The organism is Caulobacter sp. GW456-12-1-14-TSB4, from assembly GCF_059424195.1.
Genome location: NZ_JBWKZF010000001.1, coordinates 190,348 through 212,780, shown reverse-complemented (window position 1 = coordinate 212,780; position 22,433 = coordinate 190,348). Strand labels below are relative to the sequence as shown.

Below are 22,433 nucleotides of genomic sequence, written 5' to 3'. Positions count from 1 at the left end.
TCAGGACTCCTCGGAAAAGTCGACGGAGGCGCCGCCGCCCGATTGGCCGGACGCGGCGGCGTGGCCGGCGGTGGTCGCCCCGTGGGCGATTGCCTGGCGCTGATGCATCCGCTTGGCCCACGCCGGCTGGCCGTTGGCCGGGGCTTGGTCGCCAGACTGGGCGGCGGGTTGCGCCGCGTTCGGCGAGACTTGTTGCTGACGTACGGATTCGAACCGCCGACCCAGGGATTGGGCCATCTGGCGCAAGGGGCTCACGGCCGCGCCGCCGGCCGCCTTGGCCACGCCCATCGCCCCGCCGGCCTGGGCCGCGCCGACGGTGGCGCCGGCCAGGCTGGCGGCGCCTCGCGCGGCCCCGGCCGCCAAGCCCGCCGCGCCCCCGGCCGCGAGTCCCGCCAGGGCGCCGCCCGCCGCCATGGCCCCGCCGGCGGCCGCGACGCTGCCTACGGCCGCACCGGCCGAGAGCTGGGGACCTCCCGACACGAGGCCGCTGGCGATGCCCGGCGCGAAGAGGCCCAGGCCCAGCAGGCACAGCGAAGCGAGGACCACGCTCAGCGCTTCCTCGATGGTCGGGTCGGCGCCGGCGAAGCCAGCCGTGAACTGGGAAAACAGGGTCGAGCCGATGCCGACCACGACGGCGAGCACCATCACCTTGACGCCTGAGGCCACGACGTTGCCGAGCACCCGCTCGGCCAGGAAGGCGGTCTTGCCGAACAGGCCCCACGGCATCAGCACGAAGCCGCAGAGCGTCGTCAGCTTGAACTCGATCAGCGTCACGAAGAGCTGCACGGCCAGGACGAAGAAGCTCAGGACCACGATCAGCCAAGCGATCAGCAGCACGGCGATCTGGATGAAGTTCTCGAAGAAGGCGACGTAGCCCATCAGGCCGGAGATGCTCTCCAGCAAGGGCCTGCCCGCATCGATGCCGGCCTGGCCGACCCGGCCTGGACGCAGCAGGTCGTCGACCGTGAAGCCAGTGCCCGACGCCTTCAGGCCCAAGCCCGCGAAGCTCTCGAAGATGATCCGCGCCAGGGTGTTCCAGTTGCCGATCAGGTAGGCGAAGGCCCCGATGAACAGGGTCTTGCGGATCAGCCGGGCGATCACGTCCTCGCCCTCGCCCAGGCTCCAGAACAACGCCGCCAACGTCACGTCGATGACGATCAAGGTGGTGGCGATGAACGCCACCTCGCCGCGCAGCAGCCCGAACCCTGAATCGATGTAGGTGGTAAAGACGCCCAGGAAGCGATCGACGACGCCGGGGCCTTCCATCAGCCGCCCGCCTTGCTGACGCCCAGGAACCGGGAGCGCGCGTCGCTCCAGGCCTTGAGGCAGTCGCGATCCTGGGCCCCGGCGGCGCCGAGCGCCTGGCAACGGGCCAGTTTCGCGTCGACCGGGCGGGCCAGCGTCGCCGGCGGCCGAGGCGGCGCGGCTGCCGGCGCGGGGCGCTGGGCCTGCACGATCGCCACCAGGATCGCCAGCAGCGCAAAGCCGCCAGCCGCCAGCCGAAAAACCAGCCGGCCGCTCATGGCTGGTTGAACATCTTGGCCGAGCCGGGCTGGTAGCCTGCCCCTGGCGTGAGGAACCGGCGCAACTGCTCGCGGGCCTGGTCCTGGGCGGCCGCGCGCTGGGCGGACTCCAAGGTCTGGGCGCGGCCTTGGGCCGCGAGCAGCACCAGGAGATCCGACAACTGCTGGGATTGCAGGGCCAGCAACTGGTTGCCGGCCTGGGCGGCCTGCAGCGCGCCGGTCGCCGACTGGCTGGCGCCGACCAACTGGCCAAGCTCGGCGTGGGAGGCGTCGAGGTTTCCGACCACGCCGGCCTGGATCTTCAGGGCGTCCTGGAACGCCGCGACGCTGTTGGTCCAGCGAGTCTTGGCGTCCGCGACCAAGCCCTGGCTCGTGATCGTCAGGTCGGCGGTGCGATAGGCGCCCTGAAAGGCCGCATCGATGTCGCTCACCCGCAGCGCTACGCCCTTGGCCTGGTCGATCAGGGCGCGCGTCTGGGCCAGTTGCGCCTGCAGGGTCTGCAGGGCCGAGAACGGCAGGGCCTGGAGATTGCGCGCCTCGTTGACCAGGGACTGCGCCTGGTTCTGTAGAGCGGTGATCTGGTGGTTGATCTGCTCGAGGGTGTGGGCCGCGGTCAGCAGGTTCTGGGCATAGTTCGTCGGGTCGAAGACGGTGAACTGGGCGTGGGCGGCGCTGGGAAGCAGCGGGGCGGCCAGGAGCAGGGAGGCGGCCGCGAGCAGCCGCCGCCGCGTGGGGCGGGGGGTCATGTCAGGTCTCCAAGTCGATGGTGGGGAGGAGGTCGGCGGCCCAAGGCAGGCCGCGCGCCCGCAGCCAGGCGGCGGCGAAATCTTCCGGCGCGGCGGCCAGCACGGCGTCGATCTGGGCTTGGTCGGCCTTGGAGGACGCGGCCGCGAAAGCCAGCGCGACTTCGCCCAGCCCAAGGTCGAACAGGCGGTCGCCGACGGGGGACTGGCAGTAATAGTCGCGCTTGGGCGTGGCCCTGGCGATGATCTCGACCTGCCGGTCGTTGAGGCCGAAGCGCTGGTAGATCCCGGCGATCTGAGGCTCGAGGGCGCGCGCGTTCGGCAGGAACAGCCGCGTCGGGCAGCTCTCGATCAGGGCCGGGGCGATTGCGCTCTGCTGGATGTCGGCCAGCGACTGGGTGGCGAAGACGACGCTGCCGTTACGCTTGCGCAGCGTCTTGAGCCACTCGCGCAACTGGCCGGCGAACTGAGGGTCGTCCAAGGCCAGCCAGCCCTCGTCGACGATGACCAAGGTCGGCCTGCCGTCGAGGCGGTGCTCGATACGGTGGAAGAGATAGGCCAGCACCGCGCCCGCGCCGGATGCGTCGGCCCCGGCGCCCATCAGGCCGTCGGTCTCGAACGTCTCCAGCGAGGCGGCCTTGAGGGTCTCGTGCTCGCCGTCCAGCAACCGGCCCGAAGCGCCCCCGATCGCGTAAGGCCTCAGCGCCAGCTTCAGGGCGCTGTCCTGGAGCAGCGCGATCAGGCCGCTGATGGTCCGCTGGTCGACGGGGGCGCTGGCCAGGGCGCCCAAGGCCGACCACAGACGCTCGCGGCCCTCGGGCGTCGGCGCCGCGCCTTCCCGGGCCAGCAAGGCCGAAAGCCACTCGGCCGCCCAGCTGCGCTCGGCCAGGTCGTCGATACGCGCCAAGGGCTGAAGGGACGGCGCGGCGTCGCCGCCGAGGTCGTGGAACACCCCGCCCATCGCCAGGGTCGCCGCACGGATGGAGCCCCCATAGTCGAAGGCGAAGATCTGGGCGCCTGCGTAGCGCCGGAACGACAGCGCCATCATGGCCAGCAGCACCGACTTGCCCGCGCCGGTCGGGCCGACGACCAGCGCGTGGCCGACATCGCCGACATGCAAGGACAGGCGAAAGGGCGTCGAACCGGCCGTCCGCGCATGCAGGAGCGGGGGCGCGGCCAGGTGGTCGTCGCGTTCGGGACCAGCCCACACCGCCGACAGCGGCATCATGTGCGCCAGGTTCAGCGTCGAGATCGGCGGCTGGCGCACATTGGCGTAGACGTGGCCGGGAACGGTCCCAAGCCAGGCCTCGACGGCGTTGAGGGTCTCGGCCACGACCGTGAAGTCGCGTCCCTGGATGGTCTTCTCGACCAGTCGCAGTTTTTCCGTCGCCGCGCGCGGATCCTCGTCCCAGACGACCACACTGGCCGTGACGAAGGCCTGGGCGACCTCGTCGGCGCCAAGGTCCTGCAGGGCCGCATCGGCGTCGGCGGCCTTGTTGGCCGCGTCCGAGTCCACCAGGGTGGCGGCCTCGTTGGTCATCACCTCCTTGAGGATGGCGGCGACCGACTTGCGCTTGGCGAACCACTGCCGGCGAATGCGCGAGAGCAAGCGCACGGCGTCGGTCTTGTCGAGCATCAGCGCCCGGGTCGACCAGCGGTAAGCGAAGGCCAGGCGGTTGAGGTCGTCGAGCAGGCCGGGGAAGGTGGCTGTTGGAAACCCCACGACGGTCAGGACCCGCAGGTGCTGGTCGCCTAGCCGGGGCTCCAGCCCGCCAGTCAGCGGCGCGGTGGCCAGCAGCGCGTCCAGGTGCATGGGCGTCTCGGGAACACGGACGGCCTGGCGCGTCGTGGTGATCGCGCCGTGCAGGAACGACAGGGTCTGGGCGTCATCGAGCCAGGCCGCCTCCGGCATGAACCCTTCGACCAACTGCAGGACCCGGTCAGTCCTTTGGACGAAGCTTTCGGTCAGTTCCCAGGCGTCCAGGCCGCGCTCGGCGCGGCCCTCGATCATCAGTCCGCTGACCCGCGCGGCGTCCTCGGCCGGCGGGCGCCAGACGAAGGTCAGGTAGTAGCGGCTCTCGAAGTGCGCGCCGGCCTCGGCGAACTGCTCGCGGCGTTCCAGGTCGACCAGGCCGCTGACCGCATCGGGAAACCTGCCGGGCGGATAGCCCGGCGCCGGATCGCGCCGCGCCTCGACGAACAGGGCCCATCCCGATCCGAGCCGGCGCAGGGCGTTGTTGAGTCGGGCGGTGACGGCGACCAACTCGCTGGGCGTGGCGCTGTCGAGGTCGGGACCGCGAAACCGCGCGGTGCGCTGAAGGCAGCCATCCTTGTTGAGCACCACGCCCTTGGCCACGAGGGCGGCCCAAGGCAGGAAGTCGGCCAGGCGCGGGGTTGGATCGACGTAGGACGAAAGCGCCATCATCGCCGTCAGGCCCGCAGATAGGGCGGGTAGCGCAGGTGACGGCGCCCGACCTCGACGAACTGGGGATCGTGCCGCGCCGCCCACACCGCCAGGGCGTGGCCGATCAGCCAGAGGGCCAGGCCCACGAGCCACAGCCGCAGGCCAAGACCCACGGCCGCGGCCAGCGTCCCGTTGGCGATCGCCACGGTGCGCGGCGCGCCGCCCAGCAGGATCGGCTCGACCAGGGCCCGGTGGACCGGCGCGAAGTACCCCGGCGGAAGCTCGAGCCCGTTCATGCCGGCGCGCCCGTGGCGGCCATCGCCACAGCGTTTTGGGCGATGAGCGCGCCGCCGCCGAACGAGAAGAACGACAGGAAGAAGCTGGAGGCGGCGAAGGCGATCGATAGGCCGAAGACGATCTGGATCAGGCGGCGAAAGCCGCCGGAGGTCTCGCCAAAGGCCAGCGACAGGCCGGTGACGATGATGACGATGACCGCCACGATCTTGGCGACCGGGCCCTCGATCGACTCCAGGATCGACTGAAGGGGGGCTTCCCACGGCATCGAAGACCCGGCCGCCCAGGCAGGGACCGCGTAGAGGACAGCGCCGGCGGCGATGGCGGCGCGGACGAAGCCTTCCGGCATCCCGTCGGCAAGGCGCGTGTGCATGCGGCCCTTCGCCGCGCGAGGGGTCGTCATGGGGCGTCTCCGATGGGGGCGAAGCGGTAGCCGCCGTCGGACAGGCCCTGGACGGCGACGAGGTCGGTCAGGCGGCGCGCGGGACCGCGGCCGGTGAGGACGGCGACGATTTCGATCGTCTCGGCGAGAAGCTCGCGCGGCACGGCCACGGCGGCCTCGGCGATCAACTGCTCAAGGCGCCTCAGCGCGCCCAGCGGCGTGCCGGCGTGGACCGTGGCGACGCCTCCGGGATGGCCCGTGCCCCAGGCCTTGACCAGGTCGAGGGCTTCGGGCCCGCGGACCTCGCCGACGACGATGCGGTCGGGTCGCAGGCGCAGGGTCGAGCGCAGGAGCTCGGTCAGCGAGGCCACGCCGTCCTTGCTGCGCAGGGCGACGGTGTTGGCGGCCGGGCAGCGCAGCTCGACCGTGTCCTCGAGCACGACGACGCGCTCGCTCGAATCGGACAGCTCCGCCAGCAAGGCGTTGGCCAGCGTTGTCTTACCGCTGGCCGTGGCCCCGGCGACCAGGATGTTGCGGCGCCAGGCGACGGCGGCCGCCAGGGCGTCGGCCTGGTCGCGGCTCATCACCCCCTGCGCCACGTAGTCGGCCAGGGTCACCGCCCGGATCGCCGGCTTGCGGATCGCGAAGGTCGGGGACGCCACGATCGGCGGCAGCAAGCCCTCGAACCGCTCGCCGCTGTCGGGCAGTTCGGCCGAGACGCGGGGGCTGCGGGCGTGGGCCTCGCTGGCCACGTGATGGGCGACCAGGCGAATGATGCGCTCGCCTTCGGCCGCGCCGAGCGTGACGCCAGTGTCGGCCAAGCCTTCGCCGAGCCGGTCGACCCACAGCCGGCCGTCCGGGTTCAGCATGACCTCGACGACATCGTCCTGGGCGAGCCAGGTCCGGACGTCGGCCCCCAACGCGCTGCGCAGCATGCGGCTGGCGCGGACGAGGGCGTCGTTGGCTGAAGGAAGAACCGACACGGTCGGGAGCCTCGGAAAGCCCGGCAGGCCGGGCGGGAGGCTCCCTAGACAGGACCGAAAATCATTCGGCGCAACAAGAGGTTAGCGGTTGTCGTGTCCTGGCGTGCAAAGACAGGCGCTGGCGAAAATCGCCGGAAGATCGCCGCTTCCGTCTTGCCCTCGTCGATGTCGCGTACAATCCTGGGTTCCGGAGTGACGCATGGATTTCACCGACAACCTTCGCAGCCTGGTGCTGTCCCACCTGGCCCTGGCCAACCGCGATCCGGCCAAGATCGGCGTCGTGGTCGACGCCCTGGTCGAGATGCTGGCGGCGGCCCTCGTCGTGAACTACCGCGACGACGGGCGGGCGATGGACCAGGCCTGCGCCCTGCTAGAAGGCGCGATCAACCGCTCGGCGCTGGAGCAGCAGGCCCGCCTCAAGGCGTTCGGCGCCTTCGACGGCGACGAGGCCTGAGCTTAGGCGTCTTCCCCGGCGGCCGGATCACTGGCGCCCGCCTCGATGTCGCGCGGCAAGCTGGCCCCCTTGGCCAGCCGCCGGCCCAGCGCCGCCAGGAAGTTCTCGTAGCGCTCCCGACCCTTGGCCTGCTGGGCCGGCAGCGCGGCTTCCGGCAAGGCCAGGGTGTTGGCCAGCCAGAAGCGTACGAACAGGCCCAGCGCCTCCAGGACGATCCCGACGAGCTGCTCGATCCGATCGGCCTGGCGGGACAACCGGTCCAGGCGCCGGCTCAGCGCGGCCTCGAGTTGCTCGGCGCCGTCCGGCGACAGGAAGCTTTCAAGCGCGGCCTCCACGACCAGGGCCTGGGAAATCCGCCGCCGCAGGGCGTATTCAGCCAGACGCGCGCCCAGGTTTGGCGGCAGTCGGAAGGTGTGCTTGAGCCGCATGTCCTAGAGCTCCACGCCGTCATCGGGATCCATCGCCGCCTGCCGGGCGGTTCGCGCCAGTCGCCGGTCCAGTCGGCGAGCCTCCAGCGCGGCCAGGTCGTCGGTCGGTCCGTCGTCGAAGGCGAACTCGTCGAGATCCGGCGGCGGCTCGCGTGGATCGAGCGAGAGGGTCAGAGCGCGTGGATCGGGGCCCTCGCCGTCCGAGCCGGTGCCGGCCAGAACCGTGGGCGGCGGCGCGGCGCCGGGCGTCGCCCGGCTGGACCAGCCATTGGCGGCCGCCGCCGCGAAGCGACCGGGCTCCGGCGGGCTCATGATGCGCCCCGCAAGACGCGGGTCCTTGAAGTATCGTGCCTTGCGCGCACGGATGGGCGCCACGCCGGCCAGCATGACGATCTCCTGATCGGCCGGCAGTTGCATGATCTCCCCAGGCGTGAGCAACGCACGGGCGGACTCGGCCTTGGACACCATCAGGTGGCCAAGCCACGGGGACAGACGGTGCCCGGCGTAGTTTCGCATCGCCCGCTCTTCAGTCGCCGTGCCCAGCGCCTCGGAGATCCGCTTGGCGGTCCGCTCGTCGTTGGCCGCGAAACAGACCCGGACGTGGCAGTTGTCGAGGATGGCGTTATTGGGCCCGTAGGCGCGCTCGATCTGGTTCAGGGACTGGGTGATCAGGAAAGCCCGCACGCCGTACCCGGCCATGAAGGCCAAGGTGCTCTCGAGAAAATCGAGGCGGCCAAGCACCGGCAACTCGTCCAGCATCAGCAGGAGGTTCTGCCGCTCGGCCACGCCCTCCAGGCTTTCCGTCAGACGTCGGACGATCTGGTTGAGGATCAGGCGGATCAATGGCCGCGTGCGGCTGACGTCGGACGGCGGCACCACGAGATAGAGGCTGCAAGGGCCGGCCACGAGGTCGGCGATGCGCCAGTCGCACCGGGCAGTGACAGCGGCCACCACCGGATCGCGGTAGAGGCCCAGGAACGTCATGGCCGTGGACAGCACGCCCGAGCGCTCGTTGTCGCTCTTGTTCAACAACTCCCGCGCCGTGCTGGCGACGACGGGGTGCGTGCCCGCCTCGCCCAAGTGCGCGGTGTGCATCATCACCGACAAGGTCTGCTCGATGGAACGACGAGGATCGGATAGGAAGGTCGCGACGCCCGCCAGGGTCTTGTCAGGCTCGGCGTAAAGGACGTGCAGGATGGCCCCGACCAGCAGCGCGTGGGAGGTTTTCTCCCAATGGCTACGCTTGTCCAAACTGCCTTCCGGATCGACCAGGATGTCGGCGATATTCTGAACGTCGCGGACTTCGGTCTCGCCGGAACGCACCTCCAGCAGAGGATTGTAGGCCGAGGACGCTGGATTGGTCGGATCGAACAGCAGCACCGGTCCAAGGCGTGCCCGAAAGCCTGCAGTCAGGGTCCAGTTCTCGCCCTTGATGTCGTGAACGATCGTCGAGCCGGGCCAGGTCAGCAAGGTCGGGATGACCGCGCCCACCCCCTTGCCCGAGCGCGTGGGCGCGAAGAACAGCACGTGCTCGGCGCCGGCGTGGCGCAGATAGTCCTTTCGGAAACGCCCCAGTACGACGCCGTCGTCGTCGAGGAGACCGGCTGCGCGAACCTCCTGATCGCTGGCCCAACGCGCCGTGCCGAACGTCGTCGCCCCATGGAGTTCGCGGCCGCGCCAGACCGACAGCGCCATGGCCAGGGCGACACAGAGGATGCCGCCGCTGGCGGCGATCAGCGCGCCGCGCAGGAAGATCTTCGAGGCGTAGGCGTCGTAGACGAACCACCACCAGAAGAAGGCGGGCGGCGGGTAGATCGGGCGTCCGGAGAGGGTGAACCAGGGTGGACCCAGGCCAGGCTGGTAGCCGAGCGCCGCGGCGGTCCACTGCGTGGCCCACCACACCGCGCCGAGCGCGACGCCCGCCACGAGGATCGCCGTCATCCAGAGGACCTTCGAACCCTGCATGGAGCAGGATGAAGCGTGGACGGACGGGACGGCGCCAGAGCGACTTCAACCCCGTCGAGCTCTGGCGGGCAAAGACAGGCGTTGGCGTAGCGCGCCTTTAACGTGGACGACCTGAGGCCTAAGGTCGGCGGCGTCTGGTCGGGGAGCTCAGCGGCATGTTCAGGCTCGCGCTAAAACCCTGAGGGCCCTTCGCACGGCTTTTCCAACTCGCCCGGCCAGGCGCTCGTCTCCTCGCATGAGGTCGAAGCAGAGTTTTCGCGTGGGCACGCCTTGACGCCTTGTCGCGGCGCCCTACTTGATCGCGTGCTTGCCGGGCGCCGACAGGGCCCGGCGCCTGGGGCGCGCGGCGCTTGGCCAAGCGCCCCTCATTGCCAACTTGCTTTCGAGGAGATGGAAATGAGCACCGCGTTTGACTTCACACCGCTCTACAGCTCGATGATCGGCGTCGATCGCACGGTCGACCTGGTCGAGACCGCCCTGCGCAGCGGGGCGAGCGCCAGCTATCCCCCGTACGATATCGAAAAGACCGGCGAGGATGCCTATCGCATCTCTCTGGCGCTCGCGGGCTTTGCGCCGAGCGACCTTGAGATCGTCGCCGAGCCCAACCTCCTGGTCATCAAGGGCCAGCGGCCCGGGAGAGACGGGGAATGCGCGCGGTCTTTCCTGCATCAAGGGCTGGCACAGCGCGCCTTCGAACGCCGGTTCGAGCTGGCCGACTACGTAGTCGTCAAGGACGCCCGCCACGACCACGGCGTGCTTTCGATCGACCTGGCCCGCGAGGTGCCGGACGCCTTGAAGCCGAGGCAAATTCCCATTGGCGTCGGCGCGGCCCAACAGGCTTTGGAGCTGAAGCCTGCCAAGGCCCGCAAGGCGGCCTAAAGGAGGCTCGCCATGCGCATGGACTCCCATCTGGATGACCGGGCGCGTCCCTCGCCCGTGCGGCCCGCGGTCGGCTTCCTCCATCCGTTGGAGGTTCTCAAGGACCAGGATCTCGACGCCGCCGAAAAGCGCGAGATCCTGGCGGCCTGGGCCTCGGACGCCAGCGCCGTGGAGCATCGACCAAGCCAAAGATGGCTCCTGGGCACGCCCGCGCCGGTTCCGCTCAGCGAGGTGTTGTCCGCGCTGAGCCGACTGGATCGCCACTTGGATCGCGACGCGCGCCCTTGAGTTGGGGCGGGCGGCCGGCCAGCGAATGGCCGGCCGCCAACTTGCCCTCTGTCCTATTCCTACGTTTCGATCATGCCCTGTTCTGTCTTTGTCGAGCCGTCGGGCGACGGTTGGGTCGTTCGCGGCGATTTCGACGGCGGTCCCCTCGACTTCGCCACCGGCGCCCGTGCCGAGCAGGCCGCGCGCGACCTTGCCCACCGGTTGGCCGACGCTGGCGAGCCGGTCGTCCTGGAGATCCGCTTGCGCGATGGCGCGCGGGCCGGACGCTTCCTGTTTCCACCCTACGGGGGCGAACCGGGGGCAATCCCGGCGCAGCGCGCCTAGCCGCGGACTAGGCCGCGAGGGAGGAGGCCGCTGTCCGCATCCGGCGCAGCGCCGCCAGCAGGTCGGCGAGCGCCAGGGCGAAAGGCGACCCGTTGCGCAGCGCTCTCTGGGCGTCGGGCCATTCCCCGCGATGGATCTGGTCGGCGACCCGGCCAGCCTCTTGGTGGAAAGCCCGATGGGTCTCGATCAAGCCCAGGAAGGCATGGTTGCCGGCCCAGCGCCTGGCGCCCTCGCCATGCAGCCAGCAACCGGTCGGACAGAGTCTGTCCGAGCGCAGGGCGTTGGGATCGATCGGGTGGCGCTCGGTGATGGCCGCGACGAGCGCTTCGCGGATCTGGGTGTGTTGGTGTGCTTGTTCCTGGAAATCCATGGCCAAACCTCTCGGCTCAATCCAATGGTGGTGTTCTCGCGCAGGATGGTTTCCGGCCGGTTTTCACACGGCCTTTTCCACAGTTTTGATCGGGCGGGGATAAGCGACGGTCTGTCCATCAGGACGACGTCAAGTCAAAGACCTTGCGCAACGGAGGCAATCGCCGCGCCGGTCGGGGGCGCCATGCAGAGCGGGAGACGCTTGAGGGCGCTGTCCTAATCGTGGCCAAAAAAGCTAAGCGGCGCTGTCGGAACGTGCTCGCCGGCGGCGTGTTGATCTTCGGTCCACCCCACGCAGGAGCGCATCATGGCCGATCAAGCCAACGAGCAAAACCGCCAGCCGCAGCAGCAAGAACAGAACCCGCAGCAGCGCTCGCCGCAACAGCAGAACGAGCAGCGCGATAATCAAGGCCAGAAGACCGGCGAGCGGATCGACACCGATGGTGACGGCCGCACCCGCGACCCGAACGACACCCGTCCGACCGACGACGGCGGTCGCGGCGAGCCTGTTCAGCGCTGATCAGGCGCCGAGGACTTGAGATAGGCCGGGCGCCCCGCCCGGCCTTTTTCGTGTGCGCAGGACGACCGTGAGGCCGCGATGGCTCGTGACGCAATGGCGAGCAACCCAGAATCCGCCCTCCGCCGCATCCAGGCGCGTCGATCCCAGCACGATGAACGGCCAAGCCCTTAGGCGACAGCACAACGCCCCGGAGGAAACTCCGGGGCGTCTTACGTCTGTCGATGGCGTGCTTAGCCGCGGCGGTGGTCACCATCGTTCTTTTCGTACTGGACACTGCGGCTCAGCCGGTCGAAGCGACTGTCGAGGTCCGCGCGTTCCCGGGCGGAAAGGCTGCCCCCGCTGCGACGATACTGCGCCTCGAGCCGCGCCAAGTCCTTGAACTGGCCCTTCAGGCGAGCCGCTTCAGGACGCGTGATCTTGCCCGCGCGAATGCCTTGGTCGATGCGGCGATCGATGTTGGCCTGGCGCTGGTTCACCGACTGCCAGGGGGCGGCTTGAGCGGCGAGCGGAACGGTCGCGACGGTGGCGACGGCGACGACGGAAATCAAAAAGCGCTTCATGGGAGGACTCCTTCCAAATTCGTGGGCGCCGGGGGGCGTTCGACGAGCACCATCAAGCCACGCCCGGGCTGAACGTTCCCGGACCTCGTCGTTGCGCGGCGTTCATGTCGCTCCGGGCACTGCCCTTGCGCCGCCAAGGTCGCCGTCGTCGAAGACCCGGAACCGGGCGCCGGTTGCCTCGCGCGAGATCACGGCCCTGAGCGCGGGGCCCGCCGGGGCGGCCGCCAAGAGATCAGGCTTTGGCGGCCCGACACGGTTTGGCCTGGCCCCGGTCGAACCCGTTGCCAATCACCCGGTGGTCGGGGATACGACACCCCGCTTGGTTTTAGGAGTTGGCATGCAGGCGATCGTATTCATGGCTGGGTTCGCGGCCGCGTGGTGGGTGGCGGGCATCGCGCTTGGGCACGAACCACTTGGACTGGCGGCGATTGGTCCGGCGATCTCGGCGGTCTTCATCCTGGCCGCGGCCAGGGGTTTGCCGAAGGCTGAACTCGACGCCGGCGAGCGGGAGCGTCGTGGCCGGACCGTGGCCTGGATCGGCGCGGTCGAAGGCGCGGCGATCGCCGTGGCGATCAGGCTCTTGCCCGGCCTGGGCTTGTCTGACCTGGTCTTTCCGGCCGTGGCGATGATCGTGGGCCTTCACTTCGTGCCGTTGGCAAGACTGTTGCCCATGCGGATCTACTATCTGTCCGCGGTGCTGCTCGTCTTGGTCGCCGTCGCCGGCCTGTTCGCGCCGCCGGCCGACCGCCCCTTCGTTGTCGGGGCCGCCGCGGCGATCACCTTGTGGCTCACCTGCCTGGTGCGCTTGGTCCAACCCACACGGTCGGTCGCCTAGCCGATCCGCGTTCAGCGGCGCACAGTTGGGGTGGTGCGAGGACGATCCGCAGCTGCCGGGCTAGAGCAGCTTGTCCAAGGTGATCGGCAGGTCGCGGACACGTTTGCCAGTGGCGTTGAAGACGGCGTTGGCCACTGCCGCGCCCGTGCCCGTGATGCCGATCTCGCCAACGCCATGGGCGCCCATGGGCGCGTGCGGGTCGGGAATGTCGGTCCACATCACGTCGATCTGCGGCACGTCCATCTGGACGGGCACGTGATACTCGGCAAGGCTCGGGTTCATGATACGGCCCTTACGCGGGTCAAATTGCGTCTCCTCCATCAGGGCCAGGCCAAGCCCCATGATGATGCCGCCGCGGAACTGGCTGGCGGCGGTCTTGGCGTTGAGAATGCGGCCGCAATCGAACGAGCCCAGGAAGCGGCTCACCCGCACCTCGCCGGTGACGGCGTTGACCCGCACCTCGCAGAACATCGTCCCGTGGCTGTGCATCGACCAGTGCTGCGTCTCCAGCGGCATAGGAGGTTCGGCCTCGACCGTGATGATCTGACGACCCGCGCGGGCCAGGATGGAGGCGTAGGTTTCATGACGATCGGGATCGTCGAGCGCGGCCAGGCCGGCGTCCTGCCCGCCGACCTCGTCCGGATCGAGACCGGCCAGCACGGAGTCGTTGCCGGCGAGCTTGAGCAGTTCCTTGACCAGGGCCCGGTGGGCGGCGATCACGGACGCGCCGATCGAGGCGGTTTGCTGCGAGCCGCCGGCCAGGACCAGGCCCGGAAGGGTGGAGTCGCCATAGTTGAACGTCACCGCTTCAAGCGGCAGACCAAGGCGCTCGGCGATGACCTGCGTCTGGGCCGTGGCCGTGCCCATGCCCATCTCGTGGGCGGCGATATCGACGATGGCGTGGCCCTCGCGGGTCAGGGTCAGGCGCGCCGCGCCGCCCGGCATCCGGTAGTAGGGATAGGTCGCCGTGGCGCAGCCCACGCCCACCCACCATTCGCCGTCGCGCGTGGCGCCCGGGACCGGGTTGCGATGCGACCAGCCGAACCGTTCGGCGCCGGCGCGCCAAGCCTCGTCGATGTTGCGCGAGGAGAAGGGCAGGCCCAAGGTCGGGTCCTTGTCCGGCTCGTTGCGAAGGCGAAGTTCGATCGGGTCCATGGCCAGGGCGTGGGCCAGCTCATCAAGAGCGCTCTCCAGGCCGAACGTGCCGACAGACTCGCCCGGCGCCCGCATGAACGTATTGGCCAGCATGTCGAGCTCGACGACCTGCACGTCGAGCAGCATGGTTTCGGCGGCATAGGCGCTGCGAGCCGGCAGGATGAACGGTTCGGGCATGACGTTGGTGGCGGTCTTGGGCGTTACGCCGCTGTGGATCAGGGCCTTGAGCGTGCCGTCACGGTCCGCGCCCAGCGCCACGCGCTGCTGGGTGGGCGCGCGTCCGCCGACCATCCGATAGACGCTCTCTCGCGAGAGGACCAAACGCACCGGACGTTCCGTGAGCCGAGCGGCGCCGGCGGCCAGCACCTGATGCTGCCACAGGGTCTTGCCGCCGAAGCCGCCGCCGACGAAGGGCGAGGTCACGACGATCTGCTTCTCATCGACGCCGAACATCTGGGCCATCGTCCAGGCGGTGTGGGCCACGGCCTGGGTCGCGTCATGCAGCCGCAGCGCGCCGTCCTGCCAGTACGCGGTGACCGCGTGCAGCTCGATGGCATTGTGATTGTGGCCAGGGCTGGTGTAGTGGGCGTCGACGGTGACGGGCGCCGCCGCCAGGGCCTCCTCGGCATCGCCGATGGCGTTGTGCAGGGGCTGACCCATGAAGACGCCCTGCTTCGTCCCCTTGGCCTTGGCCACCTCGATGTCCGTCACGGCCGGCGCGACCTCGTAGGTCGCGCGCACCAGGGATTTGGCGTGGTCGGCCTGCTCCTGGGTCTCGGCGACGATCACCGCGATGGGCTGGCCGTTCCAGTGGATCTCCTCGTCCTGCATGACCGGCAGATTGTCGCCGCTGGCGGCCTTGGGATCGGACAGGAAGACGGGCGGGGCCTTGAGCCGTGGCGCGTTGCGATAGGTCATCACCGCAATGACGCCGGGGGCGGCCTCGGCGCCGGCGACGTCAAGCGTGAGGATCTTGCCGCGCGCGATGGTGCTGTGGGCGACGGCGGCGTAGGCCATGGCCTGGATCGGGAACTCGGCGGCGAAGGGGGCCTTGCCGGCCACCTTCAGCGGGCCATCGACCCGGGTCACCGGCTTGCCGATGTGGCCGTGCTGGTGACGGATCAGCGGATCGGGCTTGCCACCGGGAATCCAGCTGTCGGGGGCCAGGGCCACGGCCTTGCCCATCAGGCCTTGCACCGCGCCCTGGATCAGTTGCTTGGCGGCTTCGGGCAGGCTCATACGGCGTCTCCCAACAGATCGGTCAGGACGGCCACGGTCGTTCGGCGGGCCAGCTCGACTTTGAAGGCGTTGTCGACCTGGGGCCGGGCGTCGGCCAATTCGGCGTCGATCGCGGCGGCGAAGGCGCCGGCGTCGGCCGGGCCGCCCCGCAGGGCCGCTTCGGCCTTCCAGGCGCGCCACGGCTTGTGGGCGACACCCCCGAGCGCCAGTCGTACATCCTTGACCCGGCCGCCCTCCACCTCAAGGGCGGCGGCGACCGAAATCAAGGCGAACGCGTAACTGGCTCGGTCCCGGACCTTGCGATAGGCCGAACGCCGGGCGACCGGTAAGGGGGGCAGCTCGACGGCGGTGATCAGCTCGCCCTCCGCCAGCTCGGTCTCCAGGTCTGGCCGCTCGCCCGGCAGCCGGTGGAAATCGGTCAGTTGCAGGTGACGCGCCCCTTGGGGGCCGTCCACGTGGACGACGGCGTCCAGCGCCGCCAAGGCCACGCACATATCCGACGGGTGCACGGCGATGCAGGCGTCCGAGGCACCCAAGATCGCATGCATGCGGGCAAAGCCGCCGAGCGCGTCGCAGCCTTCCCCGGGCCGCCGCTTGTTACAGCGCGCGCCCTCGTCGTCGTAGAAATAGACGCAGCGGGTGCGCTGCAGCAGGTTGCCGCCGACCGTGGCCATGTTGCGAATCTGTGGGCTGGCGCCGGCGACGATGGCCCGGGTCAGCATCGGATAGCGCTCGCGCACCAATGGATGCTCGGCCAGCGCCGTGTTGCGGGTCGCCGCGCCGATCACGAGGCCGCCGTCCGGGCTCTGGGCGATCTCGCGCGACAGGCCGGTCACGTCGACCAGAGCCGTAGGGCGTTCGATCGTCTCGCGCATCAGATCCACGAGGTTGGTGCCGCCGCCAAGATATTTGCCCTGAAGCGCAACGGCGCGGCGGACGGCGTCGGCCGCGTCCTGCGCCCGCTCATAGACGAACGGGATCATTCGGCCGCCTCCAGTTGATCTGTCTTGCCGGCATAGGTCTCGAGGATCGCCTCGACTATGCCGTTGTAGGCGCCGCAACGGCAGAGGTTGCCGCTCATCCGCTCGCGAAGTTCGTCGCGATCGAAGGCGATGGTTTGCGCGACGAGGTCGCCGGTGACGTGGCTGGGAACGGCGCGCCGGATTTCCTCGGCCATGGCGATCGCCGAACAGATCTGGCCGGGCGTGCAGTAGCCGCACTGAAAGCCATCGTGGTCCAAGAACGCCTGCTGCAGCGGATGCAGTTTGCCTGGCGCCCCGACCCCCTCGATGGTGGTGACGGTGCGACCTTCGCACTGCACCGCCAGCGTGAGGCAGGATAGGACCCGCTCTCCATCGACGAGCACCGTACAGGCTCCGCAGGCGCCCTGGTTGCAGCCCTTCTTGGTTCCGGGCAGACCCAGGGTCTCGCGCAGATGGTCCAGAAGCGAAACACGCGGATCGTCGGGCAAGGCGGCGGCCACGCCGTTGACGGTCAAGCTCATGGGAACCTCGCAGCAGCGCCGTCGCGCGCGACGCGGTTCGGCTTATGCAAAACGCCAAAGGTCGTGTTCGGTGCCGCTCGCGACAGCGCCGTCGACCCCGGTCCGCCTTGTAGGCGCCGCCGCGGCCCTCCAGCACGCCAACCTTTCGCGGAAGGCTCCCAAGGATGAGCCGCCACCAGTTCGGCGGCCGGCCCCTGCGACAGCGCTTTGGAACGTTGCCGCAGGCGTGTCGTTCAAACGGCGTTCCCAATTCGAGGAGGTCCACCATGGCTCGACATTCCCTGCTCGCCGCCGCCGCCTTGGCGGCCCTATCGCTCGCCGCTTGTCAGAAGAAGGACGCCGCGCCCACGCCGGCCGATCCGGGCACGACCAACCCGACCGTGAACGCCGCGCAGGACGCCACCGCCACGGCGGTGGGGACCGCCGCCGCCGTGACCGGGCCGGTCTCCACCGACGCCTTCGTCGCCAATGCCGCGATCAGCGACATGTATGAGATCCAGGCCGGCCAGATCGCCCAGACCAAGGGTCAGACCGCCGCCGTCAAGGCGTTCGGCAAGCAGATGGTCACCGACCACACCGCACTGTCCAACGCGATGAAACCGCTCGTCATCGCCGCGGGCAAGACCGCCCCGACAGGCCTGGACGAGCGCCGCAAGGGCCTGATCGACAACCTCAACGCCGCCGCACCGGCTGATTTCGACAAGGTCTATATCGCCCAGCAGGACGCGGCCCACAACGAGGCCCTGACCCTGATGCAGGGTTATGCCGACCACGGGGACGACGCGGGGCTGAAGGCCGGCGCGATCAAGGCGCTGCCGAAGATCAAGGCCCACCTCGCGCACGTCCAAGGCCTGGCGTCTGGCGCTCAGTAAACCCTTAGATAAGGAGCGCCCGATGGGCCTTTTCTCAAAGATCGTCGACAAGATCTTCCATCACGACCAGGCAAAACCCGCGCCGGCCGCGCCGGCCGCGCCGGCCGCGTCGAGCCCGGCGGGGGCGACGCCGGCGTCCGCGCCAACCCAACCGCCATCGACCGCGCCGGTCGATGTCGAGGCCGTGCTTTCGTCAATGGCCGAGATCGATGGGGGTGGGGGCAACTGGCGCACCTCGATCGTCGATCTCCTGAAGCTATTGAAGCTGGATTCCAGCCTCGAGGCTCGCAAGGACTTGGCCCAGGAGCTGGGCGTTCATGCCGGTGAGGCCGGCAGCGCAGAACAAAACATCGCCCTGCAAAAGGCGGTGATGAAGAAATTGGCCGAAAACGGCGGGCAAGTGCCCGACAGCTTCTACCGGTGATCCGCGCGTGGGGGGGGGGGGGGGCCTGGCGCCGGCCGACGTTCATCCAGGCGAACTGCGCGTGATGGTGAGCCATGGGCTGGGACATCATCTCCGGCTAGCCGGTCCGCCGGCGCGGCAAGTCCATGGCTATGCCGTTGGAACGCTAGAGAACTTAAGCGGTTGAAAGCGGGCAGAGGAGATCATCCATGTCCGACGAGACCGTCGCCCGCGCGCTGCAAAGCGATGCGCCGCTCACCGCCGCCGTCCACCAACGCGATGTCGCCCATGAAGTCGCCGAGGAGCGTGGCTGGCACGAGGCCGCCCTGGTGGGGCGAACCGTGACGATCAATCGTCCGCGTGCGGAGCTTTATGCCTTCTGGCGCGACTTCCGGAACCTCGCCCTGTTCATGGAGAACGTCGAGAGCGTCACCCCGGGTGACGACAAGCGCTCGCACTGGGCGGTCAAGGCCCCGGCCGGCAAGACCGTCGAGTGGGACAGCCTCTTGACCGAGGAGGTCGAGAACGAGCTGCTAGCCTGGGAGTCGGTGGAGGGCGCCGATATCAAGAACGCCGGGCGCATCGAGTTCAAGGACGCCCCGCCTGGGCGCGGGACCGAGGTCACCGCCACCATCGTCTACGAGCCGCCGGGTGGTGATCTTGGCAAGCTGATCGCCAAGCTCTTCCAGAAGGAGCCGAAGATACAGGCCCGCCGCGAGCTCCGTCGCTTCAAGCAACTGATGGAGACCGGTGAGATCTCCACCGCCAAATCCCAAGACGCCGCGCCGCAAGGCTGACCCAACCCCTTTCGTAGGAGACGCCCATGCGCGCCCTGACCTGGCACGGCAAGCACGACGTCCGGATGGACACCGTGCCCGATCCCAAGATCGTCAATCCCCGCGACGCGATCATCAAGATCACCTCGACCGCCATCTGCGGTTCGGACCTGCACCTCTATGACAGCATGATCCCCTCGATGGAGAAGGGCGACATCCTGGGCCACGAGTTCATGGGGGAGGTCGTCGAGACCGGCCCCGGCTCGACCCTGCGCAAGGGCCAGCGGGTCGTCGTTCCGTTCGTCATCGCTTGCGGCAAATGCTTCCATTGCGAGAAGCAGCAGTTCTCGGGTTGCGAGAACTCCAACCCGGCCGAGACGCAAGACCTGGGCGAGATCGCCTATGGCGCGCCGATGACCGGCCTCTTCGGTTACTCCCACATGACCGGCGGTTATGCCGGCGGCCAGGCCGAATATGTCCGCGTGCCCTATAGCGATGTGGGACCGATCGTCATTCCCGATGGGCTGGAGGACGATAAGGTGCTCTTCCTCTCCGACATCCTGCCGACCGGCTGGATGGCGGCCGAGAACTGCCAGATCGAACCCGGCGACACGGTGGCGGTCTGGGGCTGCGGGCCCGTCGGCCTGTTTGCGATCCAGAGCGCCCTGATCCAGGGCGCCCACAAGGTGATCGCCATCGACCACCATCCCCACCGCCTGGAGCTGGCCGCCTCCAAGGGCGCGCAGGTGATCAACTACCACGACGTCAAGGTCCGCGAGGCCCTGATGGCCATGACCGGCGGTATCGGCCCCGACGCCTGCATCGACGCGGTCGGCATGGAGAGCCACGGCTTTTCGATCGACAACGTCGTCGACGCGGTGAAGGTCGCCACGCGCCTGGGCACCGATCGCGCCCACGTGCTGCGCGAGGTTCTGATGGCCTGTCGCACCGGCGGCCGGGTCTCCATCCCCGGCGTTTATGGCGGCATGGGCGACAAGATCCCGATCGGCGCGCTGATGGAGAAGGGCCTGCAGATCCGCACCGGCCAGACCCATGTCCAGAAGTACCTGCGCCCGCTGCTGGACCTGATCGGCGAAGGCGTCATCGACACCACCTTCCTGATCAGCCACCGCCTGCCGCTGGAGAGCGCGCCCGACGGCTACAAGATGTTCAAGGAAAACCAGAACGAGGTGACCAAGGTCGTCCTCAAGCCCGACTGGCAGAAGGAAGCCGCGTGATGATCGAAGACATTCGCCCCCTGGCCGTGGTGACCGGCGCTTCGTCCGGCATCGGCTACGAACTCGCCCGCCTGGCCGCCGAAGACGGCTACGACCTGGTGATCGCCGCCGACGAGCCGTCGATCGCCGAAGCAAAGGACGGCCTGGCGCAGCACGGCGGCAAGGTCGAGGCGCTGCAGGTGGACCTGTCGACCACGGACGGTGTCGACCAATTGCTGGCCCTGATCGGGGATCGTCAGGTCGACGCCCTGATGGCCAATGCCGGCCGGGGCCTAGGCCACGGCTTCCTGGACCAGGATTGGGACGAGGCACGGTTCGTCATCGACACCAACATCACCGGCACGGTTTATCTGATCCAGAAGGTCGCCCGCGACATGCGCGAGCGCGACCGTGGCAGGATCCTGATCACCGGCTCCATTGCCGGCCTGATGCCTGGCTCGTTCCAGGCGGTTTACAACGGCACCAAGGCGTTCCTCGACAGCTTCGCCTGGGCGCTGCGCAACGAGCTGAAGGACACCAACGTCACCGTCAGCTGCCTGATGCCCGGACCCACCGACACGGAATTCTTCGAACGCGCCGACATGCTCGACACCAAGGTCGGCGCCGATCCGAAGAAGGCCGACCCGGCCGATGTCGCGCTGACGGGCTACCGCGCCATGCAGAAGGGTGAGGGCGATGTCGTCGCCGGCTTCAAGAACAAGCTGCAGGCGGCGATGGCGGCGGTGACCCCGCAGAGCGTGCTGGCCGAGCAACACCGCAAGATGGCCGAGCCGGGGTCGGACAAGGCCTAGAGCGCGCGGCGAGCGGTGGGAAACGACAGGCCGGAGCGGTTCGACCGCTCCGGCTTTCGTCCTACAGGCCGAAGGCGGCCTTGAGCTTGCCGGCGGCGTAGTCCTCAGCGTCCTTGGCCTTGGCCACCACCGAGCCCATGCCGAAGAACTCGTGGGTGACGCCGGCATATTCCTTGAGATCGGTCTGGACGCCGGCGGCCTTGAGCTTGTCCGCCAGGTTGACGCCGTCGTCGTGCAGCGGGTCGATCTCGGCGACGATGATCGTGGTCGGCGGCAGGCCCTTCAGGTCGGCGCCCACGAGGTTGAGGCGCCGATCGAAGGCGTCGCCGGGTTTGGCCAAGGTGTTGGTGAAGAACCAAGCCAGCATCGGGGTGTTGAGCGGCTTGGCGGTCGCCTTGCTGACCTTCGAACCGGTGGCCATGTTGCTGTCGGCCACCGGATAGACGGCGACGACGGCCAACGGCGCCTGCAGCTTGTCGTTTCGCGCGGCGATGGCGACGTTGACGGCCATGTTGCCGCCGGCGCTCTCGCCGACCACGGCGACCTTGGTCGGATCGCCGCCCCAGGTCTTGGCGTTGGCCAGCAGCCACTTCCAGGCCGCGACGCTGTCGTCGTGGGCGGCGGGGAACTTGGCTTCCGGCGCGTGGCGATACTCGATCGAGACGACGATGGCGCCGGTGGCCTTGGCCAGGGCGCGCGGGCTGGCGTCATAGACGTCGAGGTCGGCGATCACCCAGCCGCCGCCGTGGATGTAGAGCACCACCGGGGCGTTGGCGGCGACGCCGGCCGGCGTGTAGATCCGCGCCTTCTGGACGCCCGCGCCGGCGGGGTAGGTGACGTCCTTGGTCGTGACGGTGGTGTCGGCGGCAATGGCCTTGTCCGTCATCACGGCCTTGACCGCGTCGGCTGGGGTCGGTTGCGAGCGCGCCTCGGTCGGCGAGAGGGTCTCGATCGGCTTGCCGCCCAGCGAGGCCAGCTTGTCGAGCACGGCCTGCATGTCGGCGTCGGGCTTGCCAGCTTGCGTCGTTTGGCTGGCGGCCGCGGGCGTATCGCCCGTAGTCTTGGCCCCGTCGGTGTTCTTGGAGCAGGCCGCGCCGACCAGGGCGAAAGCGCAGACCGAGCCCAGGAGGGCGAACGCGTGGCGAGTTGTCATGGAAGGTCCCAAGGCTGGCGAGCCTTCGCCCGCGCGGATGTTTTCCCCGTTGCGAGCTAACGATGGCGGAGCGGCCAAGTTCCGGGCTCGTGGCCTCCTTGCGGGCCATGGCGAGACAGGTCGCAAGCCGAGCGTCTCAGGGCGCTGCACGTCGCGGCACTGGTCCGGCGCGTTGATGGCCGCACCCGAGGCCGCACCTCAGCCATTGCCGGGAATACACTCTTGGGCGCGACGTCACGTCCCGCCTCGCCAGTGGATGGCAAATCGCCAGGGCTCGCAATAGCCGCGGAGACGGCGTCCGTAAATCCAGACGCGAACGTTTCGCAACATCGAGAAGTAGAGGAACGAGCG

The 22,433-nt window shown here is 69.0% G+C and carries 26 protein-coding genes; 11 read left to right on the top strand and 15 right to left on the bottom strand.

Annotated elements, in window-relative coordinates:
• The 7 genes from trbL to trbB are packed head-to-tail and all read right to left on the bottom strand — an operon-like array spanning nt 1 to nt 6,281.
• Complete coding sequence (gene trbL / locus AC07YH_RS00960) at nt 1-1,266, bottom strand: P-type conjugative transfer protein TrbL (RefSeq protein ID WP_494745140.1); 1,266 nt, start codon at nt 1,264-1,266, stop codon at nt 1-3.
• Nucleotides 1,266-1,523 (bottom strand): putative entry exclusion protein TrbK-alt, encoded by a 258-nt coding sequence (gene trbK-alt, locus AC07YH_RS00955; RefSeq protein WP_494745139.1) that lies wholly within the window; start codon nt 1,521-1,523, stop codon nt 1,266-1,268. The genes trbL and trbK-alt overlap by 1 nt, the downstream gene beginning before the upstream one ends.
• Nucleotides 1,520-2,269, bottom strand: coding sequence for a P-type conjugative transfer protein TrbJ (trbJ, locus tag AC07YH_RS00950; protein WP_494745138.1), 750 nt, complete (start codon nt 2,267-2,269; stop codon nt 1,520-1,522). Before trbJ ends, trbK-alt begins: the two co-directional genes overlap by 4 nt.
• Nucleotide 2,270: 1 nt before the next feature.
• Complete coding sequence (trbE, locus tag AC07YH_RS00945; protein WP_494745137.1) at nt 2,271-4,691, bottom strand: conjugal transfer protein TrbE; 2,421 nt, start codon at nt 4,689-4,691, stop codon at nt 2,271-2,273.
• Between the two features lie 5 nt (nt 4,692-4,696).
• Nucleotides 4,697-4,966, bottom strand: a complete 270-nt coding sequence (locus AC07YH_RS00940) for a VirB3 family type IV secretion system protein (protein ID WP_494745136.1) — start codon at nt 4,964-4,966, stop codon at nt 4,697-4,699.
• Nucleotides 4,963-5,313: a TrbC/VirB2 family type IV secretion system protein gene (locus tag AC07YH_RS00935; RefSeq protein ID WP_494745335.1), complete on the bottom strand. Its 351-nt coding sequence runs from the start codon at nt 5,311-5,313 to the stop codon at nt 4,963-4,965. Before AC07YH_RS00935 ends, AC07YH_RS00940 begins: the two co-directional genes overlap by 4 nt.
• Before the next feature lie 50 nt (nt 5,314-5,363).
• Entirely contained in the window at nt 5,364-6,281 is a 918-nt protein-coding gene (trbB, locus tag AC07YH_RS00930; RefSeq protein WP_494745334.1) for a P-type conjugative transfer ATPase TrbB, read from the bottom strand.
• Between the two features lie 247 nt (nt 6,282-6,528).
• Here trbB and AC07YH_RS00925 point away from each other — a divergent pair, with 247 nt between their 5' ends.
• A complete protein-coding gene (locus tag AC07YH_RS00925; protein WP_494745135.1) occupies nt 6,529-6,783 on the top strand; it encodes a hypothetical protein in 255 nt (84 codons plus the stop codon).
• Nucleotides 6,784-6,785: 2 nt separating this feature from the next.
• Here AC07YH_RS00925 and AC07YH_RS00920 read toward each other — a convergent pair whose 3' ends face one another.
• Nucleotides 6,786-7,211 (bottom strand): CopG family transcriptional regulator, encoded by a 426-nt coding sequence (locus tag AC07YH_RS00920; protein ID WP_494745134.1) that lies wholly within the window; start codon nt 7,209-7,211, stop codon nt 6,786-6,788.
• Nucleotides 7,212-7,214: 3 nt separating this feature from the next.
• Nucleotides 7,215-9,176: a conjugal transfer protein TraG gene (locus AC07YH_RS00915; RefSeq protein WP_494745133.1), complete on the bottom strand. Its 1,962-nt coding sequence runs from the start codon at nt 9,174-9,176 to the stop codon at nt 7,215-7,217.
• A 396-nt stretch (nt 9,177-9,572) separates the two neighbouring features.
• Between AC07YH_RS00915 and AC07YH_RS00910 the strand changes: the two genes are divergently transcribed.
• From AC07YH_RS00910 to AC07YH_RS00900, 3 genes are all read left to right on the top strand, one after another.
• Nucleotides 9,573-10,055 (top strand): Hsp20 family protein, encoded by a 483-nt coding sequence (locus AC07YH_RS00910; protein WP_494745132.1) that lies wholly within the window; start codon nt 9,573-9,575, stop codon nt 10,053-10,055.
• Nucleotides 10,056-10,067: 12 nt separating this feature from the next.
• Nucleotides 10,068-10,343, top strand: coding sequence for a hypothetical protein (locus AC07YH_RS00905; RefSeq protein ID WP_494745131.1), 276 nt, complete (start codon nt 10,068-10,070; stop codon nt 10,341-10,343).
• 72 nt (nt 10,344-10,415) lie between these two features.
• A complete protein-coding gene (locus AC07YH_RS00900) occupies nt 10,416-10,667 on the top strand; it encodes a hypothetical protein (RefSeq protein WP_494745130.1) in 252 nt (83 codons plus the stop codon).
• A 7-nt stretch (nt 10,668-10,674) separates the two neighbouring features.
• Here the strand turns inward: AC07YH_RS00900 and AC07YH_RS00895 are convergent, their stop codons facing one another.
• Nucleotides 10,675-11,037 carry a CZB domain-containing protein gene (locus tag AC07YH_RS00895; protein ID WP_494745129.1) on the bottom strand — a complete coding sequence of 121 codons (363 nt, stop codon included), beginning with the start codon at nt 11,035-11,037 and terminating at the stop codon, nt 10,675-10,677.
• A 306-nt stretch (nt 11,038-11,343) separates the two neighbouring features.
• On the opposite strand from AC07YH_RS00895, the gene AC07YH_RS00890 reads away from it, so the two are divergent.
• Nucleotides 11,344-11,556 carry a hypothetical protein gene (locus AC07YH_RS00890; RefSeq protein WP_494745128.1) on the top strand — a complete coding sequence of 71 codons (213 nt, stop codon included), beginning with the start codon at nt 11,344-11,346 and terminating at the stop codon, nt 11,554-11,556.
• Between the two features lie 230 nt (nt 11,557-11,786).
• Here the strand turns inward: AC07YH_RS00890 and AC07YH_RS00885 are convergent, their stop codons facing one another.
• Complete coding sequence (locus AC07YH_RS00885) at nt 11,787-12,116, bottom strand: hypothetical protein (protein ID WP_494745127.1); 330 nt, start codon at nt 12,114-12,116, stop codon at nt 11,787-11,789.
• A 337-nt stretch (nt 12,117-12,453) separates the two neighbouring features.
• Here AC07YH_RS00885 and AC07YH_RS00880 point away from each other — a divergent pair, with 337 nt between their 5' ends.
• Complete coding sequence (locus tag AC07YH_RS00880; protein WP_494745126.1) at nt 12,454-12,951, top strand: hypothetical protein; 498 nt, start codon at nt 12,454-12,456, stop codon at nt 12,949-12,951.
• A gap of 60 nt (nt 12,952-13,011) precedes the next feature.
• Here AC07YH_RS00880 and AC07YH_RS00875 read toward each other — a convergent pair whose 3' ends face one another.
• The 3 genes from AC07YH_RS00875 to AC07YH_RS00865 are packed head-to-tail and all read right to left on the bottom strand — an operon-like array spanning nt 13,012 to nt 16,849.
• Complete coding sequence (locus AC07YH_RS00875; protein WP_494745125.1) at nt 13,012-15,345, bottom strand: xanthine dehydrogenase family protein molybdopterin-binding subunit; 2,334 nt, start codon at nt 15,343-15,345, stop codon at nt 13,012-13,014.
• The gene (locus AC07YH_RS00870; protein WP_494745124.1) at nt 15,342-16,328 is read right to left on the bottom strand and encodes an FAD binding domain-containing protein; all 987 of its coding nucleotides are present in this window, start codon (nt 16,326-16,328) and stop codon (nt 15,342-15,344) included. Before AC07YH_RS00870 ends, AC07YH_RS00875 begins: the two co-directional genes overlap by 4 nt.
• Nucleotides 16,325-16,849, bottom strand: coding sequence for a 2Fe-2S iron-sulfur cluster-binding protein (locus AC07YH_RS00865; protein ID WP_494745123.1), 525 nt, complete (start codon nt 16,847-16,849; stop codon nt 16,325-16,327). Before AC07YH_RS00865 ends, AC07YH_RS00870 begins: the two co-directional genes overlap by 4 nt.
• 266 nt (nt 16,850-17,115) lie before the next feature.
• On the opposite strand from AC07YH_RS00865, the gene AC07YH_RS00860 reads away from it, so the two are divergent.
• From AC07YH_RS00860 to AC07YH_RS00840, 5 genes are all read left to right on the top strand, one after another.
• The gene (locus tag AC07YH_RS00860) at nt 17,116-17,721 is read left to right on the top strand and encodes a DUF4142 domain-containing protein (protein ID WP_494745122.1); all 606 of its coding nucleotides are present in this window, start codon (nt 17,116-17,118) and stop codon (nt 17,719-17,721) included.
• Between the two features lie 22 nt (nt 17,722-17,743).
• The gene (locus AC07YH_RS00855) at nt 17,744-18,145 is read left to right on the top strand and encodes a DUF3597 domain-containing protein (RefSeq protein ID WP_494745121.1); all 402 of its coding nucleotides are present in this window, start codon (nt 17,744-17,746) and stop codon (nt 18,143-18,145) included.
• A gap of 188 nt (nt 18,146-18,333) precedes the next feature.
• The gene (locus AC07YH_RS00850; RefSeq protein WP_494745120.1) at nt 18,334-18,921 is read left to right on the top strand and encodes an SRPBCC family protein; all 588 of its coding nucleotides are present in this window, start codon (nt 18,334-18,336) and stop codon (nt 18,919-18,921) included.
• A gap of 26 nt (nt 18,922-18,947) precedes the next feature.
• Nucleotides 18,948-20,138, top strand: a complete 1,191-nt coding sequence (locus tag AC07YH_RS00845) for a zinc-dependent alcohol dehydrogenase (RefSeq protein ID WP_494745119.1) — start codon at nt 18,948-18,950, stop codon at nt 20,136-20,138.
• Nucleotides 20,138-20,929, top strand: a complete 792-nt coding sequence (locus AC07YH_RS00840; protein ID WP_494745118.1) for an SDR family NAD(P)-dependent oxidoreductase — start codon at nt 20,138-20,140, stop codon at nt 20,927-20,929. The genes AC07YH_RS00845 and AC07YH_RS00840 overlap by 1 nt, the downstream gene beginning before the upstream one ends.
• 61 nt (nt 20,930-20,990) lie before the next feature.
• Here AC07YH_RS00840 and AC07YH_RS00835 read toward each other — a convergent pair whose 3' ends face one another.
• The gene (locus AC07YH_RS00835; RefSeq protein ID WP_494745117.1) at nt 20,991-22,082 is read right to left on the bottom strand and encodes an alpha/beta hydrolase; all 1,092 of its coding nucleotides are present in this window, start codon (nt 22,080-22,082) and stop codon (nt 20,991-20,993) included.
• Between the last annotated feature and the right edge of the window lie 351 nt (nt 22,083-22,433).

Bases quoted from the DNA above. Each gene is read 5' to 3' on its own strand.
- trbL (WP_494745140.1), bottom strand. From the start codon at position 1,266: ATGGAAGGCCCCGGCGTCGTCGATCGCTTCCTGGGCGTCTTTACCACC.
- trbK-alt (WP_494745139.1), bottom strand. From the start codon at position 1,523: ATGAGCGGCCGGCTGGTTTTTCGGCTGGCGGCTGGCGGCTTTGCGCTG.
- trbJ (WP_494745138.1), bottom strand. From the start codon at position 2,269: ATGACCCCCCGCCCCACGCGGCGGCGGCTGCTCGCGGCCGCCTCCCTG.
- trbE (WP_494745137.1), bottom strand. From the start codon at position 4,691: ATGATGGCGCTTTCGTCCTACGTCGATCCAACCCCGCGCCTGGCCGAC.
- AC07YH_RS00940 (WP_494745136.1), bottom strand. From the start codon at position 4,966: ATGAACGGGCTCGAGCTTCCGCCGGGGTACTTCGCGCCGGTCCACCGG.
- AC07YH_RS00935 (WP_494745335.1), bottom strand. From the start codon at position 5,313: ATGCCGGAAGGCTTCGTCCGCGCCGCCATCGCCGCCGGCGCTGTCCTC.
- trbB (WP_494745334.1), bottom strand. From the start codon at position 6,281: ATGCTGCGCAGCGCGTTGGGGGCCGACGTCCGGACCTGGCTCGCCCAG.
- AC07YH_RS00925 (WP_494745135.1), top strand. From the start codon at position 6,529: ATGGATTTCACCGACAACCTTCGCAGCCTGGTGCTGTCCCACCTGGCC.
- AC07YH_RS00920 (WP_494745134.1), bottom strand. From the start codon at position 7,211: ATGCGGCTCAAGCACACCTTCCGACTGCCGCCAAACCTGGGCGCGCGT.
- AC07YH_RS00915 (WP_494745133.1), bottom strand. From the start codon at position 9,176: ATGCAGGGTTCGAAGGTCCTCTGGATGACGGCGATCCTCGTGGCGGGC.
- AC07YH_RS00910 (WP_494745132.1), top strand. From the start codon at position 9,573: ATGAGCACCGCGTTTGACTTCACACCGCTCTACAGCTCGATGATCGGC.
- AC07YH_RS00905 (WP_494745131.1), top strand. From the start codon at position 10,068: ATGCGCATGGACTCCCATCTGGATGACCGGGCGCGTCCCTCGCCCGTG.
- AC07YH_RS00900 (WP_494745130.1), top strand. From the start codon at position 10,416: ATGCCCTGTTCTGTCTTTGTCGAGCCGTCGGGCGACGGTTGGGTCGTT.
- AC07YH_RS00895 (WP_494745129.1), bottom strand. From the start codon at position 11,037: ATGGATTTCCAGGAACAAGCACACCAACACACCCAGATCCGCGAAGCG.
- AC07YH_RS00890 (WP_494745128.1), top strand. From the start codon at position 11,344: ATGGCCGATCAAGCCAACGAGCAAAACCGCCAGCCGCAGCAGCAAGAA.
- AC07YH_RS00885 (WP_494745127.1), bottom strand. From the start codon at position 12,116: ATGAAGCGCTTTTTGATTTCCGTCGTCGCCGTCGCCACCGTCGCGACC.
- AC07YH_RS00880 (WP_494745126.1), top strand. From the start codon at position 12,454: ATGCAGGCGATCGTATTCATGGCTGGGTTCGCGGCCGCGTGGTGGGTG.
- AC07YH_RS00875 (WP_494745125.1), bottom strand. From the start codon at position 15,345: ATGAGCCTGCCCGAAGCCGCCAAGCAACTGATCCAGGGCGCGGTGCAA.
- AC07YH_RS00870 (WP_494745124.1), bottom strand. From the start codon at position 16,328: ATGATCCCGTTCGTCTATGAGCGGGCGCAGGACGCGGCCGACGCCGTC.
- AC07YH_RS00865 (WP_494745123.1), bottom strand. From the start codon at position 16,849: ATGAGCTTGACCGTCAACGGCGTGGCCGCCGCCTTGCCCGACGATCCG.
- AC07YH_RS00860 (WP_494745122.1), top strand. From the start codon at position 17,116: ATGGCTCGACATTCCCTGCTCGCCGCCGCCGCCTTGGCGGCCCTATCG.
- AC07YH_RS00855 (WP_494745121.1), top strand. From the start codon at position 17,744: ATGGGCCTTTTCTCAAAGATCGTCGACAAGATCTTCCATCACGACCAG.
- AC07YH_RS00850 (WP_494745120.1), top strand. From the start codon at position 18,334: ATGTCCGACGAGACCGTCGCCCGCGCGCTGCAAAGCGATGCGCCGCTC.
- AC07YH_RS00845 (WP_494745119.1), top strand. From the start codon at position 18,948: ATGCGCGCCCTGACCTGGCACGGCAAGCACGACGTCCGGATGGACACC.
- AC07YH_RS00840 (WP_494745118.1), top strand. From the start codon at position 20,138: ATGATCGAAGACATTCGCCCCCTGGCCGTGGTGACCGGCGCTTCGTCC.
- AC07YH_RS00835 (WP_494745117.1), bottom strand. From the start codon at position 22,082: ATGACAACTCGCCACGCGTTCGCCCTCCTGGGCTCGGTCTGCGCTTTC.